Raw genomic sequence first — 15696 nt, 5'->3', positions numbered from 1 at the left:
CCAGCAAAAAGCCCGCCAAGCTCTCACTTGGCGGGCTTTTTGTTGGGTGATCAGTCAGTTCTGATTTACTTGCCCAACTTCAAGAAATCATCCCCCTTGCCCAGCTCCAGCATTCCGGCATTGGAGTAAATGCCCAGCTTGGCGCGCGTGTCGGTGATGTCCAGATTGCGCATGGTCAGTTGACCAATCCGGTCCAGCGGCGAGAAAGGCGCGTCTTCCACCTTTTCCATGCTCAAGCGTTCGGGTGCGTAGGTCAGGTTCAGCGATTCGGTGTTCAGCAGCGAGTAGTCGTTACCGCGGCGCAGTTCTAGCGTGACGGTGCCGGTGATCGCGCTGGCGATCCAGCGTTGGGCGGTTTCGCGCAGCATGATGGCTTGGCTGTCGAACCAGCGGCCCTGATACAGCAGACGGCCCAGCTTGCGGCCGTTGTCGCGGTACTGTTCGATGGTGTCTTCGTTGTGGATGCCGGTGACCAGGCGCTCGTAGGCGATGAACAGCAGCGCCAGGCCGGGGGCTTCGTAGATGCCGCGGCTCTTCGCTTCAATGATGCGGTTTTCGATCTGGTCGCTCATGCCCAGGCCGTGGCGACCGCCGATTTCGTTGGCCTTGAGGATCAGGCTCACCAGGTCGGGGTAGTGCACACCGTTGAGTGCCACAGGGCGGCCTTCTTCAAAGGTCACGCTGACTTCTTCGGCCTTGACGGCGCAGTCGTCTTTCCAGAACGGTACGCCCATGATGGGGTTGACGATCTTGATGCCGCTGTTGAGGTTTTCCAGGTCTTTGGCTTCGTGCGTGGCGCCCAGCATGTTGCTGTCGGTGCTGTAGGCCTTCTCGGCGCTCATCTTGTAGCCAAAGCCGTTGGCCGTCATGAACGCGCTCATCTCAGAGCGACCGCCCAGTTCGTCAATGAAGAGCTGGTCCAGCCAGGGCTTGTAGATCTTCAGGTCGGGATTTGTCAGCAGGCCATAGCGGTAAAAACGCTCGATGTCGTTGCCCTTGTAGGTGCTGCCGTCGCCCCAGATGTTGACGTCGTCCTGCTTCATCGCCGACACCAGCATGGTGCCGGTCACGGCGCGGCCCAGCGGCGTGGTGTTGAAGTAGGTCACGCCGGCGGTGGTGATGTGGAATGCGCCAGACTGCAGTGCGGCAATGCCTTCAGCAGCGAGCTGTGGGCGGCAGTCGATCAGGCGGGCTTTGATGGCGCCGTATTCCATGGCCTTGCGCGGGATCTCGTCGTAGTCGGCCTCGTCGGGCTGGCCCAGGTTGGCGGTGTAGGCGTAGGGCAGGGCGCCCTTCTGTTTCATCCACAACAGCGCGGCGCTGGTGTCGAGGCCGCCAGAGAACGCGATGCCGACTTTTTGGCCGGCGGGGATGTTTTGCAGGATGGTGTTTGACATTAAATGTGCCTCTGGCCCTCGTGGAATATGCGCAAGCAGCTATTAAATTAGGAGTAAGTTGCCCTGCGGATCAGCCGAAATGGCAGATGTAGTGATAGGCCTCGGTGACGCGGATGTCGAAGCTCGAGTTGCCCGGTATGCTGAATTTTTCGCCCGGCGAAGACTTGAGCCAGGCATCGGAGCCGGCCAGTTTGTACTCGCAGGAACCGGCCACACATTCCATGATCTCGGGCGCGCCCGTCTTGAAAGCCAGGGTGGACGGCAGCACCACGCCAACGGATTTTTTGGTGCCGTCAGGGAAGGTGATGCCGTGGCTCACACATTTGCCGTCGAAATAGACGCTGGCCTGGGTGGAAACGCTGATATTGGCGATGTGGTCGGTAATCATGGTGGTGGGCAAAGTCGGATGGAAGCCGGACGGCAAAGAGCTGCAAAACCATTGATTTTAGGTCACCCGGGCCTATCCTTGGTGCCTGGCCACCCTGGTGACGTTCCGGCCCTGCGGGGAACCTGAATCCATTTGCCTGCTTGTGGCGTATCACTGATGCAGGACAATGACGGCCATGAACGCAGAAAGCCCGGACACCCAATTGATCGCGCTGATTAACCGCGTGGCGATGGCCGATGAAGCGGCACTCAGGGCGCTGTACGAATTGACATCTTCCAAGCTGTATGGTGTGGCTGTGCGTGTGGTCGGCAACAAGAGTTGGGCCGAAGATGTGCTGCAGGAAGCATTCATCAATATCTGGCGTATCGCAGGTGATTACAAGGCAACACTCTCGCCGCCCATGGCTTGGCTGTGCCTGATTGTGCGCAGCCGGGGGCTGGACTTTCTGCGGCGGCGTACCTCGGACCGGGCCGACGCGGCGCAAGAGCTCGACGATGTGATGGCTGAAACGCTGGAGGGCGATTCCGCCAACCCGATGGACACGGCCCTTGCCGGCGAGCAGGCCTGGGCCTTGCACCAATGCCTGAGCCAGCTTGACAACCAGCAGCGAGAAGTGGTCAGCCTGGCCTATCTGCGTGATTTAAGCCACGGCGAATTGGCAGAGCAGCTGAAGTTGCCGCTGGGAACCGTGAAAACATGGATACGGCGCGGGCTCGAGAAACTGCGCGGCTGCATGGCCCATTTCGCATGAATCCGGTCGCATGAAGCCGATGATTGATTTTGTTTGTTCCGGCCCTTTGCGGCTGGAAACTTCTGAAGAAGGTGGCGTATGAACCTGACCCGCAATCCCGCGCTGATCGAGCAGCTGGCTGCCAGCTATGCGCTGGGCACCTTGCGCGGTGGCGCGCGCCGCCGGTTTGAAGCACTGGCGCGAACCCACGCTTCCGTTCGCGCCGCCGCGCTGATCTGGCAAGGCCGGCTGGCTTCGGTGACCGAGCTGCAACCGCAGGAAGCGCCCAGCCCGGCTGTGTGGAAGCGCATAGAAAATCTGGTGCAGGCGGACAAGCAGGCGCGTGCGATGCAGGCCGCGCGGCAGGCGCCACGGGCCAGCGCGGGGGGCTGGTGGGCCAGCCTGGGCTTGTGGCGCGGCGCTTCGGCTGCGGGTGCCATGGCGGCAGTGGCTGCGGTGGTGGTGGGCGTGAACCTGAACACCCAGCTCAATGGCCAGGTCCGGGAGTTGAGTGCCAGGCTCGCGGCCACGCCTGAAATCCAGTATGTGGCGGTGCTGGCCGACGACAAAGCCGCAGCCTCCATGCTGGTGACTTTTGATCCCAAGAACAACAGGCTGGTGCTCAAGCGCGTCGGTGGCTTCCAGGAAAGCGCCGACAAGTCGCTCGAGCTGTGGGCGCTGCCGCAGGCGGGCGGACCCAAATCGCTGGGTGTGCTGGGCAGCGAAAAAGTGATCCGGCTCACCGCCAGCGACACGGATGTCAGGGAGGTGCCCGCGCTGGCCATCACGCTGGAACCCAAAGGCGGCGTGCCACCGGGCAGTGGGCCCACCGGGCCGATTCTCTTCAAGGGCGCACTGATCCAGACAACGCTGTAAAAGGCTGCGTTTGAGGTGCGCAGGTTAATCGCCGGGCAAAAAAAAAGGGGCTTTTCAGCCCCTTTTTTGTTTGCCCGGCTCAGCGCCAGTGGCGGTGCCCGTGGCTCCCGCGGCTGTACCCAAAATTGAGCGACACGCCGACCGGCGGGTAGTAGTAAGGGCGCGGGTAATAGCCAGGGTAGGCCACCACGGCAGGCTGCACGTACACCGGTTGTGTGTAAACAGGCTGTGAATAGACGGGCTGCGTATAGACGGGTTGCGAATACACCGGCTGGGACGGCTGCACATAGCCCTGCTGCACATTGGCCTGGGGTGTGGGCTGTGCCGGCAGGGTGCCTACCGGCGTGACCTGCAGCCGGACATAAAGGCCGGGGTCATTGGGCATTTGCACTGTGTACTGCTTGTCCGCGTATTCATAAACCACGTTGTAGTGTGTGGTGCGGTTCTCATAGGTAGTCTGGGTGCCGCACTGTTGCACGTTCTGCACCTGGTTGCGGTTGCCTTCGATGTTGTTGCCGACCACGGCACCACCCACGAGACCGATCATGGTGGCCAGGGCCCTGCCTCCACCGTCACCGATGGCATTGCCCATGGCACCGCCCGCCAGTGCGCCCATCACGGCGCCGGCACCCGAAGGAGGGGCCTGGGTGATCATGGGCTGCGTGGTGCAAACCTGCTGCGGCACGCTGACCTGCTGGACAACCGGTGTGCTCGAAATGACGCGCGCCAGGATGTCCATCGCCGATGCATGGGCTGCAAAAAGGCCGGACGCTGCAGCGACTGTCGATAAAACCAATGCTTTTTTCATGATTCAGACTCCTTTTTCAGCCTGCTGGAACGAACCCTGCAAGGGTGTCCAAAAGTGAGTTTTCAAGTTTAATGAAACAGACACGTTTTGGTGCACAAAAGTTCGGTAAAGCCCTGTAAAGCTGTGTTCGTGCTTACAAGCGCGCCGTCCAGCCGGCTTCGTCGAACCCGACGGTGATGCCGATCCCCCAGTCCACCACCGGCCGTTTGATCACGCTGGGATTGGCCAGCATGAGCGTCTGGGCGCTGGAAGCGTCTGTGGTTGCAGCCTGCAGTTGCGGCTCCAGTTTGCGCCAGGTGGTGCCCTGGCGGTTGAGTAGTTTTTCCCATCCCACGGCTTTTTGCCAGGTGGGCAGCCGTTCTGCGGGCACGCCTTGCTTTTTGAAGTCGTGGAATGTGTAAGTGACGCCGCGGCTGGCAAGCCAGGCGCGGGCTTTTTTGACGGTGTCGCAGTTGGGAATGCCGTAAACAGTGATCATGATGCCATTTTGGCATAAATTGAAGTATCAAATCGGCACTTTGCCCAATGCCTGCGGGCGCAAGCAGCTACTTATTTGATAGCAAATTCTTCCTCGTGGACGGCAGGGCTGCGGTTCCCGCGGGTGAACGGGTGAGGTGCCAGCAGCGACAATACAGCCCTCTATGGACAAGCTCACTACCCTGGACGATTGGCTCACGCATTGTGAGCGACTGCACCCCCACGCGATTGACCTCGGGCTGGACCGGGTCCGCCAAGTGGCAAGCCGCATGGCGCTGCGTTTTGATTGCCCGGTCATCACCGTGGCCGGCACCAACGGCAAGGGCTCGAGCTGCGCAATGCTCGAGGCCATCCTGCAGCAGGCGGGTTACCGCACCGGCGTTTACACCTCGCCGCATCTGGTGCATTTTGAAGAGCGCTGCCGCATACGCGGCGAAATGGCTTCTGCCGCCGCGCTGGTGCCGCACTTTGCCCGGGTGGAAGCCTTGCGCGGCGAGATTTCGCTGACCTATTTCGAGTTCACCATGTTGGCTATCTTCAGCCTGATGGCGGCTTCCGGGCTGGACGTGGTGATCCTGGAGGTGGGCGTGGGTGGCCGGCTGGATTCGGTCAACATCATCGACGCCGATTGCGCGCTGATCACCAGCATCGACATCGACCACACCGAGTTGCTGGGCACCGACCGGGAAAGCATCGGCTTCGAAAAAGCCGGCATCATGCGGCCCGGCAAACCGGTGGTGGTGGGCGATCCCGTACCGCCGCAAAGCGTGATCAAGCACGCGGCCGAAGTGGGTGCCGACCTGTGGCGCCTGGGCCATGATTTCAATTTTTCTGGCGACAAGCAGCAATGGGCCTGGGCGGGCCGTGGCCGCCGGTACGCCGGCCTGGCTTACCCGGCGCTGCGCGGTGCCAACCAATTGGTCAATGCCTCCGGCGTGCTGGCTGCGCTGACCGCCTTGCGCGACCGGCTGCCGGTGACTGCTCAGGCGGTGCGCAACGGCCTGGGCATGGTCGAGTTGCCGGGACGCTTCCAGATCATTTCCGGCCAGCCGACGCTGGTGCTCGACGTGGCGCACAACCCGCATTCAGTGGCCGCACTTGCCGAGAACCTGGACGCCATGGGTTTTTATCCGTGTACCCATGGCGTGTTCGGTGCCATGGCCGACAAGGACCTGGCGCAGATGCTGGCGCGCGTGAACCCCCTGGTTGACCGCTGGTATTTCACCGATTTGCCAACGCCCCGCGCGGCAGCCGGCGCTGATTTGATGGCCAGGTGGCAAGGCCTGAATACACGCAAGGATGTGAGCGCCACCGTGTTTGCCGACCCCGTGCAGGCCCTGCAGGCCGCAGTGGCCGCAGCAGACCCCGCTGATAGAATTGTCGTGTTCGGATCGTTCTACACCGTGGGGGGTGTTTTGAAGGACGGGCTGCCCCGCCTTTTTGCCCCGCACGCGGCGCCTGAGCGCCATGTTTCATCAACCGATACCTAGTCACCCACATGCCGTTTTTCAACTTTCGCCGGAGCCAAGCCTCTGCCGCTGCTGCCGGGTCTGGCGCCCAGACCGAGAGCATGGAAGTGATACGCAAGCGTGCCAAGCACCGCCTGATCGGTGCTGTGGTGCTTGTTCTGGCCGGCGTGATTGGTTTCCCATTACTGTTTGACACGCAGCCACGGCCGGTGGCGGTGGACATCCCGATTGAAATACCGCCTAAAAACGGGGCCAAGCCCCTGGCCGTGCCTGCACCAGCAGTGGCGCAGGCGCCTACCGCCAGTGCGTCATCCAGCACGGGCGACAAAGTGGCAGTGCCGTCCAGCCTCGCACCCCGCGAAGAAATAATTACTGAGAAAAAGGCTGCAGCCCCCGCTGCGCCTGCGTCGGCAGCTATCAAGACAGAAGCAAAGCCGGAACCCAAAGCAGAGCCCAAACCAGAACCCAAGGTGGCTGCCAAAGCGCCACCGGCCAGTGATGAAGCTGCACGCGCCAAGGCCCTGCTCGACGGCAAGGTAGCGGCGGCGCCGTCGGCCAAGGCCGCGGCCCATGAGGCCGAAGGGCGACTGGTGGTGCAGGTTGGCGCTTTCGCTGATGCCGACAAGGCCCGTGAAGTGCGGCAGAAGCTGGAACGCGCGGGGCTCAAGACTTATACGCAGGTGGCAGAAACCAAAGACGGCAAGCGCATTCGCGTGCGGGTCGGGCCTTTTGCCACCAAAGCCGATGCAGACAAGGCTGCCAGCAAGATCAAAAGCCTTGATTTGCCCGCTGCCGTCCTGACCTTGTAAAAGCAGCTGACTTGTGGCGATTGCTGACCTGGCTTTTCTGGGGGTGTTGGTGGTGTCGCTGATCATCGGCGCTTGGCGGGGATTGGTGTACGAAGTCCTTTCTGTTCTCGGTTGGGCCTTGTCGTTTTACCTGGCGCAATGGTTTGCACCGGATGTGGCCCTGCTGCTGCCGCTGCAGGGGGCGTCCGAAAAGATTCGTTATGCGGCAGCCTTCGTGCTGGTTTTCATAGCCGCCGTATTTGTGGCGGGTCTGCTGGCGGTGCTGTTCAAAAAGCTGGTCGAGGCTGTCGGCCTGCGGCCGGTGGACCGCACATTGGGAGCTGCATTTGGCGTGGTGCGCGGCGTGATTCTTTTGTTGGCAGTGACGGTGGTGATCAACATGACGGCTTTTAAAAGCAGCGCCTGGTGGCAGGAGTCCAAGGGCGCGGAAGTGTTGACGGCCACTGTCAAGGGCCTGAAGCCGGTGCTACCTGAACAGTTTGCAAAATACCTGTAATTGATGGCGACTTGATGATCGGAAATTTATGTGCGGAATAGTTGGTGTTGTCAGCAACGCCCCAGTGAACCAGCTGATTTACGACGGACTGCTTTTGCTGCAGCACCGTGGCCAGGACGCGGCCGGCATTGTCACTCAGCAGGGACGCAAGTTCTTCATGCACAAGGCCAAGGGCATGGTGCGCGACGTGTTCCGCACGCGCAACATGCGCGCGCTTCCCGGCACGGTCGGCCTGGGGCAGGTGCGCTACCCCACGGCGGGCAATGCCTACAGTGAGGACGAGGCGCAGCCGTTCTATGTGAACGCGCCTTTTGGCCTGGTGCTATCGCACAACGGCAACCTGACCAATGCCGCGGTGCTGAAGGCCGAGCTTTTCAACACCGACCACCGCCATATCAACACCGACAGTGATTCCGAGGTACTGCTCAATGTGCTCGCGCATGAGCTGGAAAAAACCACCCGTGGCCTGCCGCTCAAACCCTCCGATGTGTTTGCGGCTGTGCGCGGTGTGCACAAACGCGTGAAGGGCTCCTACGCGGTGGTGGCGCTGATTGCCGGCCACGGACTGCTGGCATTTCGTGACCCCTATGGCATCCGGCCGCTGTGCATTGGCCGGGGCCAGAACGAAAACGGCAGCACGGTGATGGTGGCCAGCGAATCGGTGGCGCTGGAAGGCACGGCACACCAGTTCGAGCGCGATATCGCTCCTGGCGAGGCAGTGTTTGTGGACCTGGACGGTGTGGTGCACGCCGAGCAGTGCGCTGCGAACCCGCAGCTCATGCCCTGTATTTTTGAATTTGTCTATCTGGCGCGGCCGGACTCGGTGCTGGACGGCATCTCGGTCTATCAGGCCCGCCTGAACCTCGGCGAAACGCTGGCCAAGCGCGTGGTCTCCACGGTGCCGCCGAACGAAATTGATGTGATCATTCCGATTCCGGAATCGAGCCGGCCGAGTGCCACGCAGCTTGCACATCTGCTGGGCATTCCTTACCGCGAAGGCTTCGTGAAAAACCGCTATGTGGGCCGGACCTTCATCATGCCGGGCCAGGGCGTGCGCAAAAAGTCCGTGCGCCAGAAGCTCAATGTGATCGCCAGCGAATTCAAGGGCCGCAACGTATTGTTGGTCGATGATTCCATCGTGCGCGGCACCACCAGCCGCGAGATCGTTCAGATGGCGCGCGACGCGGGCGCCAAAAAAGTTTACCTGGCCAGCGCCGCGCCACCTGTGCGTTACCCCAATGTCTACGGTATCGACATGCCGACTGCCGACGAACTGGTCGCGCACGACAAAACCGTGGAAGAAATCCGCATTGCCATTGGCTGCGACGCATTGATCTACCAGGACGTCGAAGGCATGAAGCGCGCGATTGGTTCCCTGAACAAAAAGCTCGATGGCTTTGACGCCTCGTGCTTTGACGGCGTGTACATCACGGGCGATATCACCGTCGAGAGCATTGCAAAAATGAACGAACAGCGGATCGACTCCAGTGAGGAAAACGAGGTCGATGTTTCGCGCCTGGCGCTGCCCAATCCGCAGGAAGCCTGAACATGGCTTCCAAGCAACTGCCTGATAACCTGCACCGCGACACACTCGCCGTGCGTGTTGCGCTTGAGCATAGCCAGCACGGCGAAAACTCCGAAGCGCTGTACCTGACCAGCGGTTTTGTTCAGCCCGATGCAGAAACTGCAGCCCGGCGTTTTGCCGGAACTGAAGATGGCTATACCTACGGTCGCACTTCCAACCCCACGGTGACCAGCTTCGAACAACGGCTGGCGGCGCTGGAAGGAACAGAAGCGGCCGTTGGCGCCTCCACCGGCATGGGCGCCATTCTGATGATGTGCATGGGGCTGCTGAAATCCGGCGACCACGTTATTTGCTCGCGCTCGATGTTCGGCTCAACCATCAATTTGATCGGCCGTGAGTTTGGCAAATTCGGTGTCGAAACCACCTTTGTCTCGCAGACCGATGTGAGCGAGTGGAAGGCCGCACTCAGGCCCACCACCAAACTCCTGTTTGCTGAAACGCCGACCAATCCGTTGACGGATGTGTGCGATATCGCAGCGCTTGCCGATCTCGCGCACAGTGTCGGCGCGTTGCTTGCGGTCGACAATTGTTTCTGCACGCCTGCGCTGCAGCGGCCCGGTGAGCTGGGCGCGGACCTGGTGATTCATTCCGGCACCAAATACCTCGATGGGCAGGGCCGTGTCATGGCCGGGGCCATTTGCGGTCCCTCGAAGTTGATTGTTGACGTGTTTGGCCCGGTCGTACGGACGGCCGGCATGACGCTGTCCCCCTTCAATGCCTGGGTGGTACTCAAGGGGCTCGAAACACTGGGCATCCGCATGCAGGCGCAATGCGCCAATGCGCTCGCCTTTGCGAAGTGGCTGGAAAAACAGCGCGCGGTTTCGCGCGTCTACTACCCGGGGCTTGCCTCGCATCCGCAGCACGACCTGGCAATGCGCCAGCAGTCAGGGCAGGGCGGAGCCGTGGTTTCGTTTGACGTGCGTGGTGACACCCCTGAGCTTGCACGCGCCAATGCCTTTCATGTGATCAACAGCGTGCGGGTGATGAGCATTGCCACCAATCTCGGCGACACCAAAACCATCATCACCCACCCGGGCACCACCTCGCATGGGCGTCTGACCGAAGTGCAGCGACAGGATGCCGGCATCGGCCAGGGTCTGATCCGTGTAGCGGTAGGCCTTGAGCATATTGAAGACCTGAAGGCCGACCTGCTGCGTGGCCTGGACACCCTGACATGACACAGAAAACAAGAACGCGTTTCGCGCCATCCCCTACAGGGTTCATTCATCTCGGTAATATCCGCTCGGCCCTCTATCCCTGGGCTTTTGCGCGCGCCACGGGCGGTGATTTCGTCCTTCGCATCGAAGACACCGATGTCGAGCGCTCCAGCCAGGAAGCCGTTGATGTGATCATCGAAGGCATGCGCTGGCTGGGACTGGACTACGACGAAGGCCCGTTCTATCAAATGCAACGCATGGACCGCTACAAGGCCGTGCTCGCGCAGATGCAGGTTGATGGGCTGGTATATCCCTGCTACATGAGCGTGGCCGAACTCGATGCCCTGCGCGAAAAGCAGATGGCCGCCAAGGAGAAACCGCGTTACGACGGCACTTGGCGCCCCGCGCCCGGCAAGACATTGCCGCCGGTACCGCAAGGCGCGCAGCCCGTGCTGCGCTTCATGAATCCACAAGGCGGCAGCGTCGTGTGGGACGACAAGGTCAAAGGCCGCATTGAGATCAGCAACGACGAACTCGACGACTTGGTGATTGCACGGCCGGATGGCACACCGACCTACAACTTTTGCGTGGTGGTCGACGACATTGACATGGGCATGACCCACGTGATTCGCGGCGACGATCATGTCAACAACACGCCGCGCCAGATCAACATCTTCCGCGCCCTGGGCAAAGAGGCGCCGGTGTATGCGCACCTGCCGACCGTGCTCAACGAGCAGGGCGAGAAGATGAGCAAGCGCAACGGCGCCAAGGCCGTCACGCAGTATGCAAAGGAAGGTTACCTGCCAGATGCCATGGTCAATTACCTGGCGCGCCTGGGCTGGAGCCACGGTGACGATGAGATTTTCAGCCGTGAACAATTCTTGCAATGGTTCAATCTCGACCACTTGGGCAAGAGCGCGGCGCAATTTGACGAAGCCAAGCTGCGCTGGGTGAATGCCCAGCACATGAAGACCATGGCGGATGACAAGCTGGCCGAGCTGATGCAACCTTTTCTCAGCGAGCAATGCCTAGGCGGGCTGGATGCGGCACGGCGCGTGCAGGCCTGCGCGTTGTTGAAGGACCGTTGCAGCACGCTGGTGGAACTTGCCGAATGGATGGCGGTGCTGGTCAGTGGAGAACCCATCAGTGCGGCAGACATCCAGGCGCATGTGCCGGCCGATGCTGTTCCGGCGGTGGCAAGGCTGGCGGAATTACTGGTTGACTGCGAGTGGACCAAGGCGTCGATTGCTGTTGTGATCAAACAGGTGCTGACTGAAACAGGCCTGAAAATGCCGCAACTGGCCATGCCGGTGCGCGTGCTGGTGGCGGGGCGCCAGCAAACCCCTTCGCTCGATGCATTTCTGGCCTTGATGGATCGGCAAAACGTCATCGCCCGACTCGGCAGCTTGAAAAGCCTCTGATTTTCGGGCTATAATTCAAGGCTCGACGATTGCAGGGAAACTTGCAACATGGGGGTATAGCTCAGCTGGGAGAGCGCTTGCATGGCATGCAAGAGGTCAGCGGTTCGATCCCGCTTACCTCCACCATTGATCGTCGGGAAGATTTAAGAAGAGTTTTTTGGCAGGCCTTTGTGTAAAACCAAAGCCTGCTGACGGAAGTTCCAAGGTTTAGACCCTATCGTCTAGAGGCCTAGGACACCACCCTTTCACGGTGGCTACAGGGGTTCGAATCCCCTTAGGGTCGCCAAAATTCTTCACAGCGATGTGAAGCACAAGGCACAAGTTGATAACAAGCCTGCGCAAGCAGGTGGCTTGGCTCGAAAGAGCGAACGTTGTCACTACCAGGAGTGGTAGTTCAGTTGGTTAGAATACCGGCCTGTCACGCCGGGGGTCGCGGGTTCGAGTCCCGTCCACTCCGCCAATAAAATCAACGGGTTGCAGCAGTTTTGCCGCAACCCGTTTTTCTTTGGCTGCGCCGTGGGAACACTTATGGGAACAGTTGATCTTGGGGCACATGCGTAGTGATCTCGTGCGCCTGAACATTCGTGTCTTCACACAGGTGTTAGCCATGCGGCGGCCGCGCATCACTGAGCGTCGAAGGCCGTCGGATGTCGAATCTGCTGCGGACCCAGCGCGCGCGTGTGTGGAGACGGCTCCACCCGCCGTCCATGCATCAGCCGTGATTTACGGATAATCCAGTTCACAAATGTCCCGTGCGCGCAGCTCCGGTCACTCTGGCCAGCACGGCTCTATCGCCTTTTGCTCGATTGCGAATGCCCCGAGCGCGTCGGCCTCGTCGGTCCATCGCCAATGCTCACAGGTCCGGAGGATCTCGCGCCGCTCGGAGAGTACCAATTCGCGCCGCGCGACGGTCCCGGGTGGCACGGCATCCGCCCGCATGCCATGCAAGCGGAGGGACCGCCCCGCGTCCTCGCAGCACTTGGCGATGTGCGAAGCGTCCGGAAGCATCCCACGTCGATGTCGCCCCAGTGATGGAGATGCGCGGTCTGCGCGAGCGCCGCGTAGGCACGCTTCCACGAGGAGCTGGGCATCCCACCCGTGTAGATCACGATCGCGCCTTCCGGCCGCTTGCCGGCCAGCTCGCGGAATGTGGTCGGGTTTTCGACGTCAGGAGGTGCCGGCCGGCACCCGAATCGACCGCGACCGAGCGGATGGCGGACGGCGCGAAGCCGACATATGGCCGCGAAGCCCTGATGATCTCATTGCCATACGACACCGCAACATTGCCGGCAACTAGCAGGGTCGGCGGAAACTTGATCAACCAGCCCGTGATCAGCCGAACACCAGCGCCAAGCGCTTTTGCTCGCGGGTCGGCCCGCGTGCATCCGCCTACTATTTGCACCACTCGATCGATCCCTTCTTGATCCAGAAGTGACACCTGCACATTTTCTGCTGGTGTATCGAAGGCGAAACGGTGGGACGGCCCCAAAAGTCGGACTCCACTGACCACCGCGGTCGGCGATCCGGGTTCAGAGAAAGAGAAATCTGGACCCCACAGCCACCGGGGCAGCTCATGCAGGCCCATTTCTTTGCTCCGCCATCGACCACCAGCCATAGCTCACCGGGCGGAATCACGGCCTTCCCGGGATGGCGATTTACCCGAGACACGAGGAAGTCGAAAGGAAGCCAGCCAAGGCGGCGAAGCCCCAGGGAAAGTAGACGTTTCATCGGGCTAGCCGATCACGCCGAGGAAGGGGTTCACGTCGCCGCGTCCCCAAACCGTTTCGCTGCCGCACACCGGGCAAGATGACACCGGCCGACACGTCATCGCCCGATCCTCCATGCGATCAAAGCGACGAATCCTGTTGTGCGTCATGCCATGGCCACCCCGAAATCCAGTCAAGCCCTGAATCAGTTCATCCACCGCCGCGCAGGCGATGCTGGTCGTGAAGGTCACCACGGCCGGTGCCGGGTCGCCACCACCAGCCACGTAGGCTTCGGCCTTGCGCCGCTCGAATTCCGCAGGGTCACTGCGTCGCAAGCCTTCGGCAGCGGCGCGGCTGGGGTCAACGACGCCCAAGCACATCAGGCACGGACTGCCCGGCCGGATCGTCGATACGCGCCCCGTCATGTCGTAGTCGACGCCGCTACGGGCGGACCGCATGCGCAGCCCGACGTCGATCAACGGAATCCCGTAGTAGTGCGCCAACCTGTTCAGCGTGAGTCGGCCCTGGTGGTCATCCGTGCAGCCGAAAAGCACATCGCAGGAGCGCAGCAGGTCGCGCAACGCCAGGTCACCCACCCAAGCCTTGCGGGCGACCACCTGTGTACCCAGGCCAGCCGCCGCGATCTCGCGCGCGGCGATGTCGACCTTGGCGGCGCCGTTCTCCACGTCGGTCGCGTGTGACCCGTGCACGCGGTTGAGATTGGTGGTGTCGATCGTGTCGTTGTCGATCAAGCCCAGGAACCCCACGCCCAAGCGCGTAAGCAGCATGGCCACCGCGCTGCCCGTGCCGCCGCAACCGATCACGCCGACCCGCAGCGCCCGCACCACGGGATTGAAGCCGCCCCCGAACAGCGCAGCCTGCCGCGCCAGAACCTCCGGCTCACTGTCGTCCGCATGTACCCGCGAAATCCTGATCGTGCTGCCGATCAGGGAAATCGAGGATGCGTTCACCGTTTCCGCAGACGAAGTCCACAACCGCCCCACGATGGCCTCGTTCCGGCCGAATACAACGCTGGCCAATCCGGCTGCGCCCTTGTTGAATGCAGTTCGCGCGAGCTCGGCCTCGTTGCGGTCATCCTGATCGGAGAAGAAGGCTTCGGCGCTAGGGTGCGTGTGCACCAAACCTGCCACCAGGCCACGGTGCTGCGCTACGCCCAGCAGCCGCATGAAGCCCCTCGTCGACCAAGTGACGTGGACTGCGGACGCTGAGACCATTTCGTCCGGGGGAATGGGCACGACCTCGTGTGAGATGAGCCGCATGCGCGGCTGGCCCGACCAGGGGTCGGCCGCGATTTCTGCCTTGCCGAACAGCACGTAAGCAGCCGCCTCTGAGCCATTGTCCCGGTGAAGCAGCGACCGAAGCGCTGCTTCATGGGACTGCAGCAAGACGATGTCCAGCGCCGCCGGCATCACTTGGCCCCCGCCAAGGCGTGCTCGATGCGCTTGATCATGGTGTGCAAGCCATCGATGCCCGGCCGCCAGCTGGGATTGTGGCGGGACCAACGCTGCCAGTTGCGACCGTGAAACGCGTGCGGCTGGTCCGCACGGTTCGGGTAGTGACCGGAGGACTGCAGCGTCAGCCACGGGTCGCAGAAGAACATGTCCGGCGCGACATCCGGATAGCCGGGCGGCAGGATCACCAGCACGTCCGCCACGGCGTGGTTGAACTTGCCGGCGGGCGCGGACATCTGCTTGAAGACGACGCCGGTGTGCGTGCCATCGCTGACCATCTCGATGGCGATGCCGTGGCTGTCCAGGTAGCGCTGGTCGGCCTCGGGCAATGCCATGAGGCCTTCGGTGGTGTCGCGGATCAGCGTGATGAAGCGCTCGATGCCAGGCTTTCCGAGGTCGATCAGGTCAGCGTCGCGGATCAGAACATCCTGGCCGCCGCCCCGCACTTCGAGATAGACGTCGTAGGTGTCTGCCGGAACGCCCGCCAACGACTTCAGAACGCGACCGCTGATGCTGGGCTTGCCCCATTCCAGCTGCCGGTCGTCGATCGTGAACTTGAAGGCGCGATCGGTCTGAAAGATGACGAACCGCTCGGCACCACGACCGCGCAGGTCGTAGGTCTCGTCCAGCCGCAGGTCTTCGAACTCCCCGGACGGGAGGATCGCATAGACGCTGTGGTCTTCCACCGAGCGAACCGCGGCCGCCTGCAGAATCTGACGGGCCGTGGGAACCGGGTCGCTCAGGTCAAGAGGCCGCTCGGCAAGCTGCTCGTCGAGCACGACGATACGGTAGCGCTGCGCGGGGCGAAGACTGCGGCCCTCACGGATCGCGGCGCCCACGTCTTCGAGGGGAATGCGGTCATCACCGCTGGGAGTATCAGTTTGCATTTGATTGCCTTTTTTCGG

At 61.6% G+C, this 15696-nt stretch carries 16 protein-coding genes and 3 tRNA genes; 11 read left to right on the top strand and 8 right to left on the bottom strand.

Features of this window, described 5'->3' with window-relative positions:
* Positions 1 to 65: 65 nt before the first annotated feature.
* Positions 66 to 1397, bottom strand: a complete 1332-nt coding sequence (gene argG / locus B0B52_RS20280) for an argininosuccinate synthase (protein WP_077595476.1) — start codon at positions 1395 to 1397, stop codon at positions 66 to 68.
* A 70-nt stretch (positions 1398 to 1467) separates the two neighbouring features.
* Positions 1468 to 1785 (bottom strand): pyrimidine/purine nucleoside phosphorylase, encoded by a 318-nt coding sequence (locus B0B52_RS20275; protein WP_077595475.1) that lies wholly within the window; start codon positions 1783 to 1785, stop codon positions 1468 to 1470.
* A gap of 175 nt (positions 1786 to 1960) precedes the next feature.
* Here B0B52_RS20275 and B0B52_RS20270 point away from each other — a divergent pair, with 175 nt between their 5' ends.
* Together B0B52_RS20270 and B0B52_RS20265 are read left to right on the top strand one after the other, a co-directional pair.
* Entirely contained in the window at positions 1961 to 2536 is a 576-nt protein-coding gene (locus B0B52_RS20270; RefSeq protein WP_077595619.1) for an RNA polymerase sigma factor, read from the top strand.
* 78 nt (positions 2537 to 2614) lie between these two features.
* Entirely contained in the window at positions 2615 to 3391 is a 777-nt protein-coding gene (locus B0B52_RS20265) for an anti-sigma factor domain-containing protein (protein WP_077595474.1), read from the top strand.
* A 79-nt stretch (positions 3392 to 3470) separates the two neighbouring features.
* Here the strand turns inward: B0B52_RS20265 and B0B52_RS20260 are convergent, their stop codons facing one another.
* Both B0B52_RS20260 and B0B52_RS20255 read right to left on the bottom strand, forming a co-directional pair.
* Positions 3471 to 4199: a glycine zipper 2TM domain-containing protein gene (locus B0B52_RS20260; RefSeq protein WP_077595473.1), complete on the bottom strand. Its 729-nt coding sequence runs from the start codon at positions 4197 to 4199 to the stop codon at positions 3471 to 3473.
* Positions 4200 to 4332: 133 nt separating this feature from the next.
* On the bottom strand, positions 4333 to 4677 hold the full coding sequence (locus B0B52_RS20255; RefSeq protein WP_077595472.1) for an ArsC family reductase: 345 nt from the start codon (positions 4675 to 4677) through the stop codon (positions 4333 to 4335).
* A gap of 163 nt (positions 4678 to 4840) precedes the next feature.
* On the opposite strand from B0B52_RS20255, the gene folC reads away from it, so the two are divergent.
* The 9 genes from folC (at position 4841) to B0B52_RS20210 (ending at position 12073) form a co-directional block, all read left to right on the top strand.
* Complete coding sequence (gene folC, locus B0B52_RS20250; RefSeq protein ID WP_077595471.1) at positions 4841 to 6166, top strand: bifunctional tetrahydrofolate synthase/dihydrofolate synthase; 1326 nt, start codon at positions 4841 to 4843, stop codon at positions 6164 to 6166.
* An 8-nt stretch (positions 6167 to 6174) separates the two neighbouring features.
* A complete protein-coding gene (locus tag B0B52_RS20245) occupies positions 6175 to 6954 on the top strand; it encodes an SPOR domain-containing protein (protein ID WP_077595470.1) in 780 nt (259 codons plus the stop codon).
* Positions 6955 to 6967: 13 nt separating this feature from the next.
* A complete protein-coding gene (locus tag B0B52_RS20240; protein WP_077595469.1) occupies positions 6968 to 7450 on the top strand; it encodes a CvpA family protein in 483 nt (160 codons plus the stop codon).
* 28 nt (positions 7451 to 7478) lie between these two features.
* Entirely contained in the window at positions 7479 to 8996 is a 1518-nt protein-coding gene (gene purF / locus B0B52_RS20235) for an amidophosphoribosyltransferase (RefSeq protein WP_077595468.1), read from the top strand.
* A 2-nt stretch (positions 8997 to 8998) separates the two neighbouring features.
* The gene (locus B0B52_RS20230) at positions 8999 to 10213 is read left to right on the top strand and encodes an O-succinylhomoserine sulfhydrylase (protein WP_077595467.1); all 1215 of its coding nucleotides are present in this window, start codon (positions 8999 to 9001) and stop codon (positions 10211 to 10213) included.
* Complete coding sequence (gltX, locus tag B0B52_RS20225; RefSeq protein ID WP_077595466.1) at positions 10210 to 11613, top strand: glutamate--tRNA ligase; 1404 nt, start codon at positions 10210 to 10212, stop codon at positions 11611 to 11613. The genes B0B52_RS20230 and gltX overlap by 4 nt, the downstream gene beginning before the upstream one ends.
* 50 nt (positions 11614 to 11663) lie before the next feature.
* Positions 11664 to 11739, top strand: a tRNA-Ala gene (locus tag B0B52_RS20220).
* An 84-nt stretch (positions 11740 to 11823) separates the two neighbouring features.
* Positions 11824 to 11899: transfer RNA gene (locus tag B0B52_RS20215), tRNA-Glu, on the top strand.
* 97 nt (positions 11900 to 11996) lie between these two features.
* A tRNA-Asp gene (locus B0B52_RS20210) sits at positions 11997 to 12073 on the top strand.
* Positions 12074 to 12401: 328 nt separating this feature from the next.
* Here the strand turns inward: B0B52_RS20210 and B0B52_RS22870 are convergent.
* From B0B52_RS22870 to B0B52_RS20190, 4 genes are all read right to left on the bottom strand, one after another.
* The gene (locus B0B52_RS22870) at positions 12402 to 12851 is read right to left on the bottom strand and encodes a Wadjet anti-phage system protein JetD domain-containing protein (protein WP_077595465.1); all 450 of its coding nucleotides are present in this window, start codon (positions 12849 to 12851) and stop codon (positions 12402 to 12404) included.
* Between the two features lie 154 nt (positions 12852 to 13005).
* A complete protein-coding gene (locus B0B52_RS22865) occupies positions 13006 to 13188 on the bottom strand; it encodes a DUF6527 family protein (RefSeq protein ID WP_254425797.1) in 183 nt (60 codons plus the stop codon).
* A 157-nt stretch (positions 13189 to 13345) separates the two neighbouring features.
* On the bottom strand, positions 13346 to 14749 hold the full coding sequence (locus B0B52_RS20195; protein ID WP_254425788.1) for a ThiF family adenylyltransferase: 1404 nt from the start codon (positions 14747 to 14749) through the stop codon (positions 13346 to 13348).
* Complete coding sequence (locus B0B52_RS20190) at positions 14749 to 15678, bottom strand: multiubiquitin domain-containing protein (RefSeq protein WP_077595462.1); 930 nt, start codon at positions 15676 to 15678, stop codon at positions 14749 to 14751. Before B0B52_RS20190 ends, B0B52_RS20195 begins: the two co-directional genes overlap by 1 nt.
* Positions 15679 to 15696 lie beyond the last annotated feature (18 nt).

Origin of the sequence: Polaromonas sp. A23, from assembly GCF_002001015.1 — a bacterium.
GTDB lineage: Bacteria > Pseudomonadota > Gammaproteobacteria > Burkholderiales > Burkholderiaceae_C > Polaromonas.
Note: the sequence above shows the minus strand (reverse complement) of the source record. Positions and strands in the feature narration are given on the sequence as shown.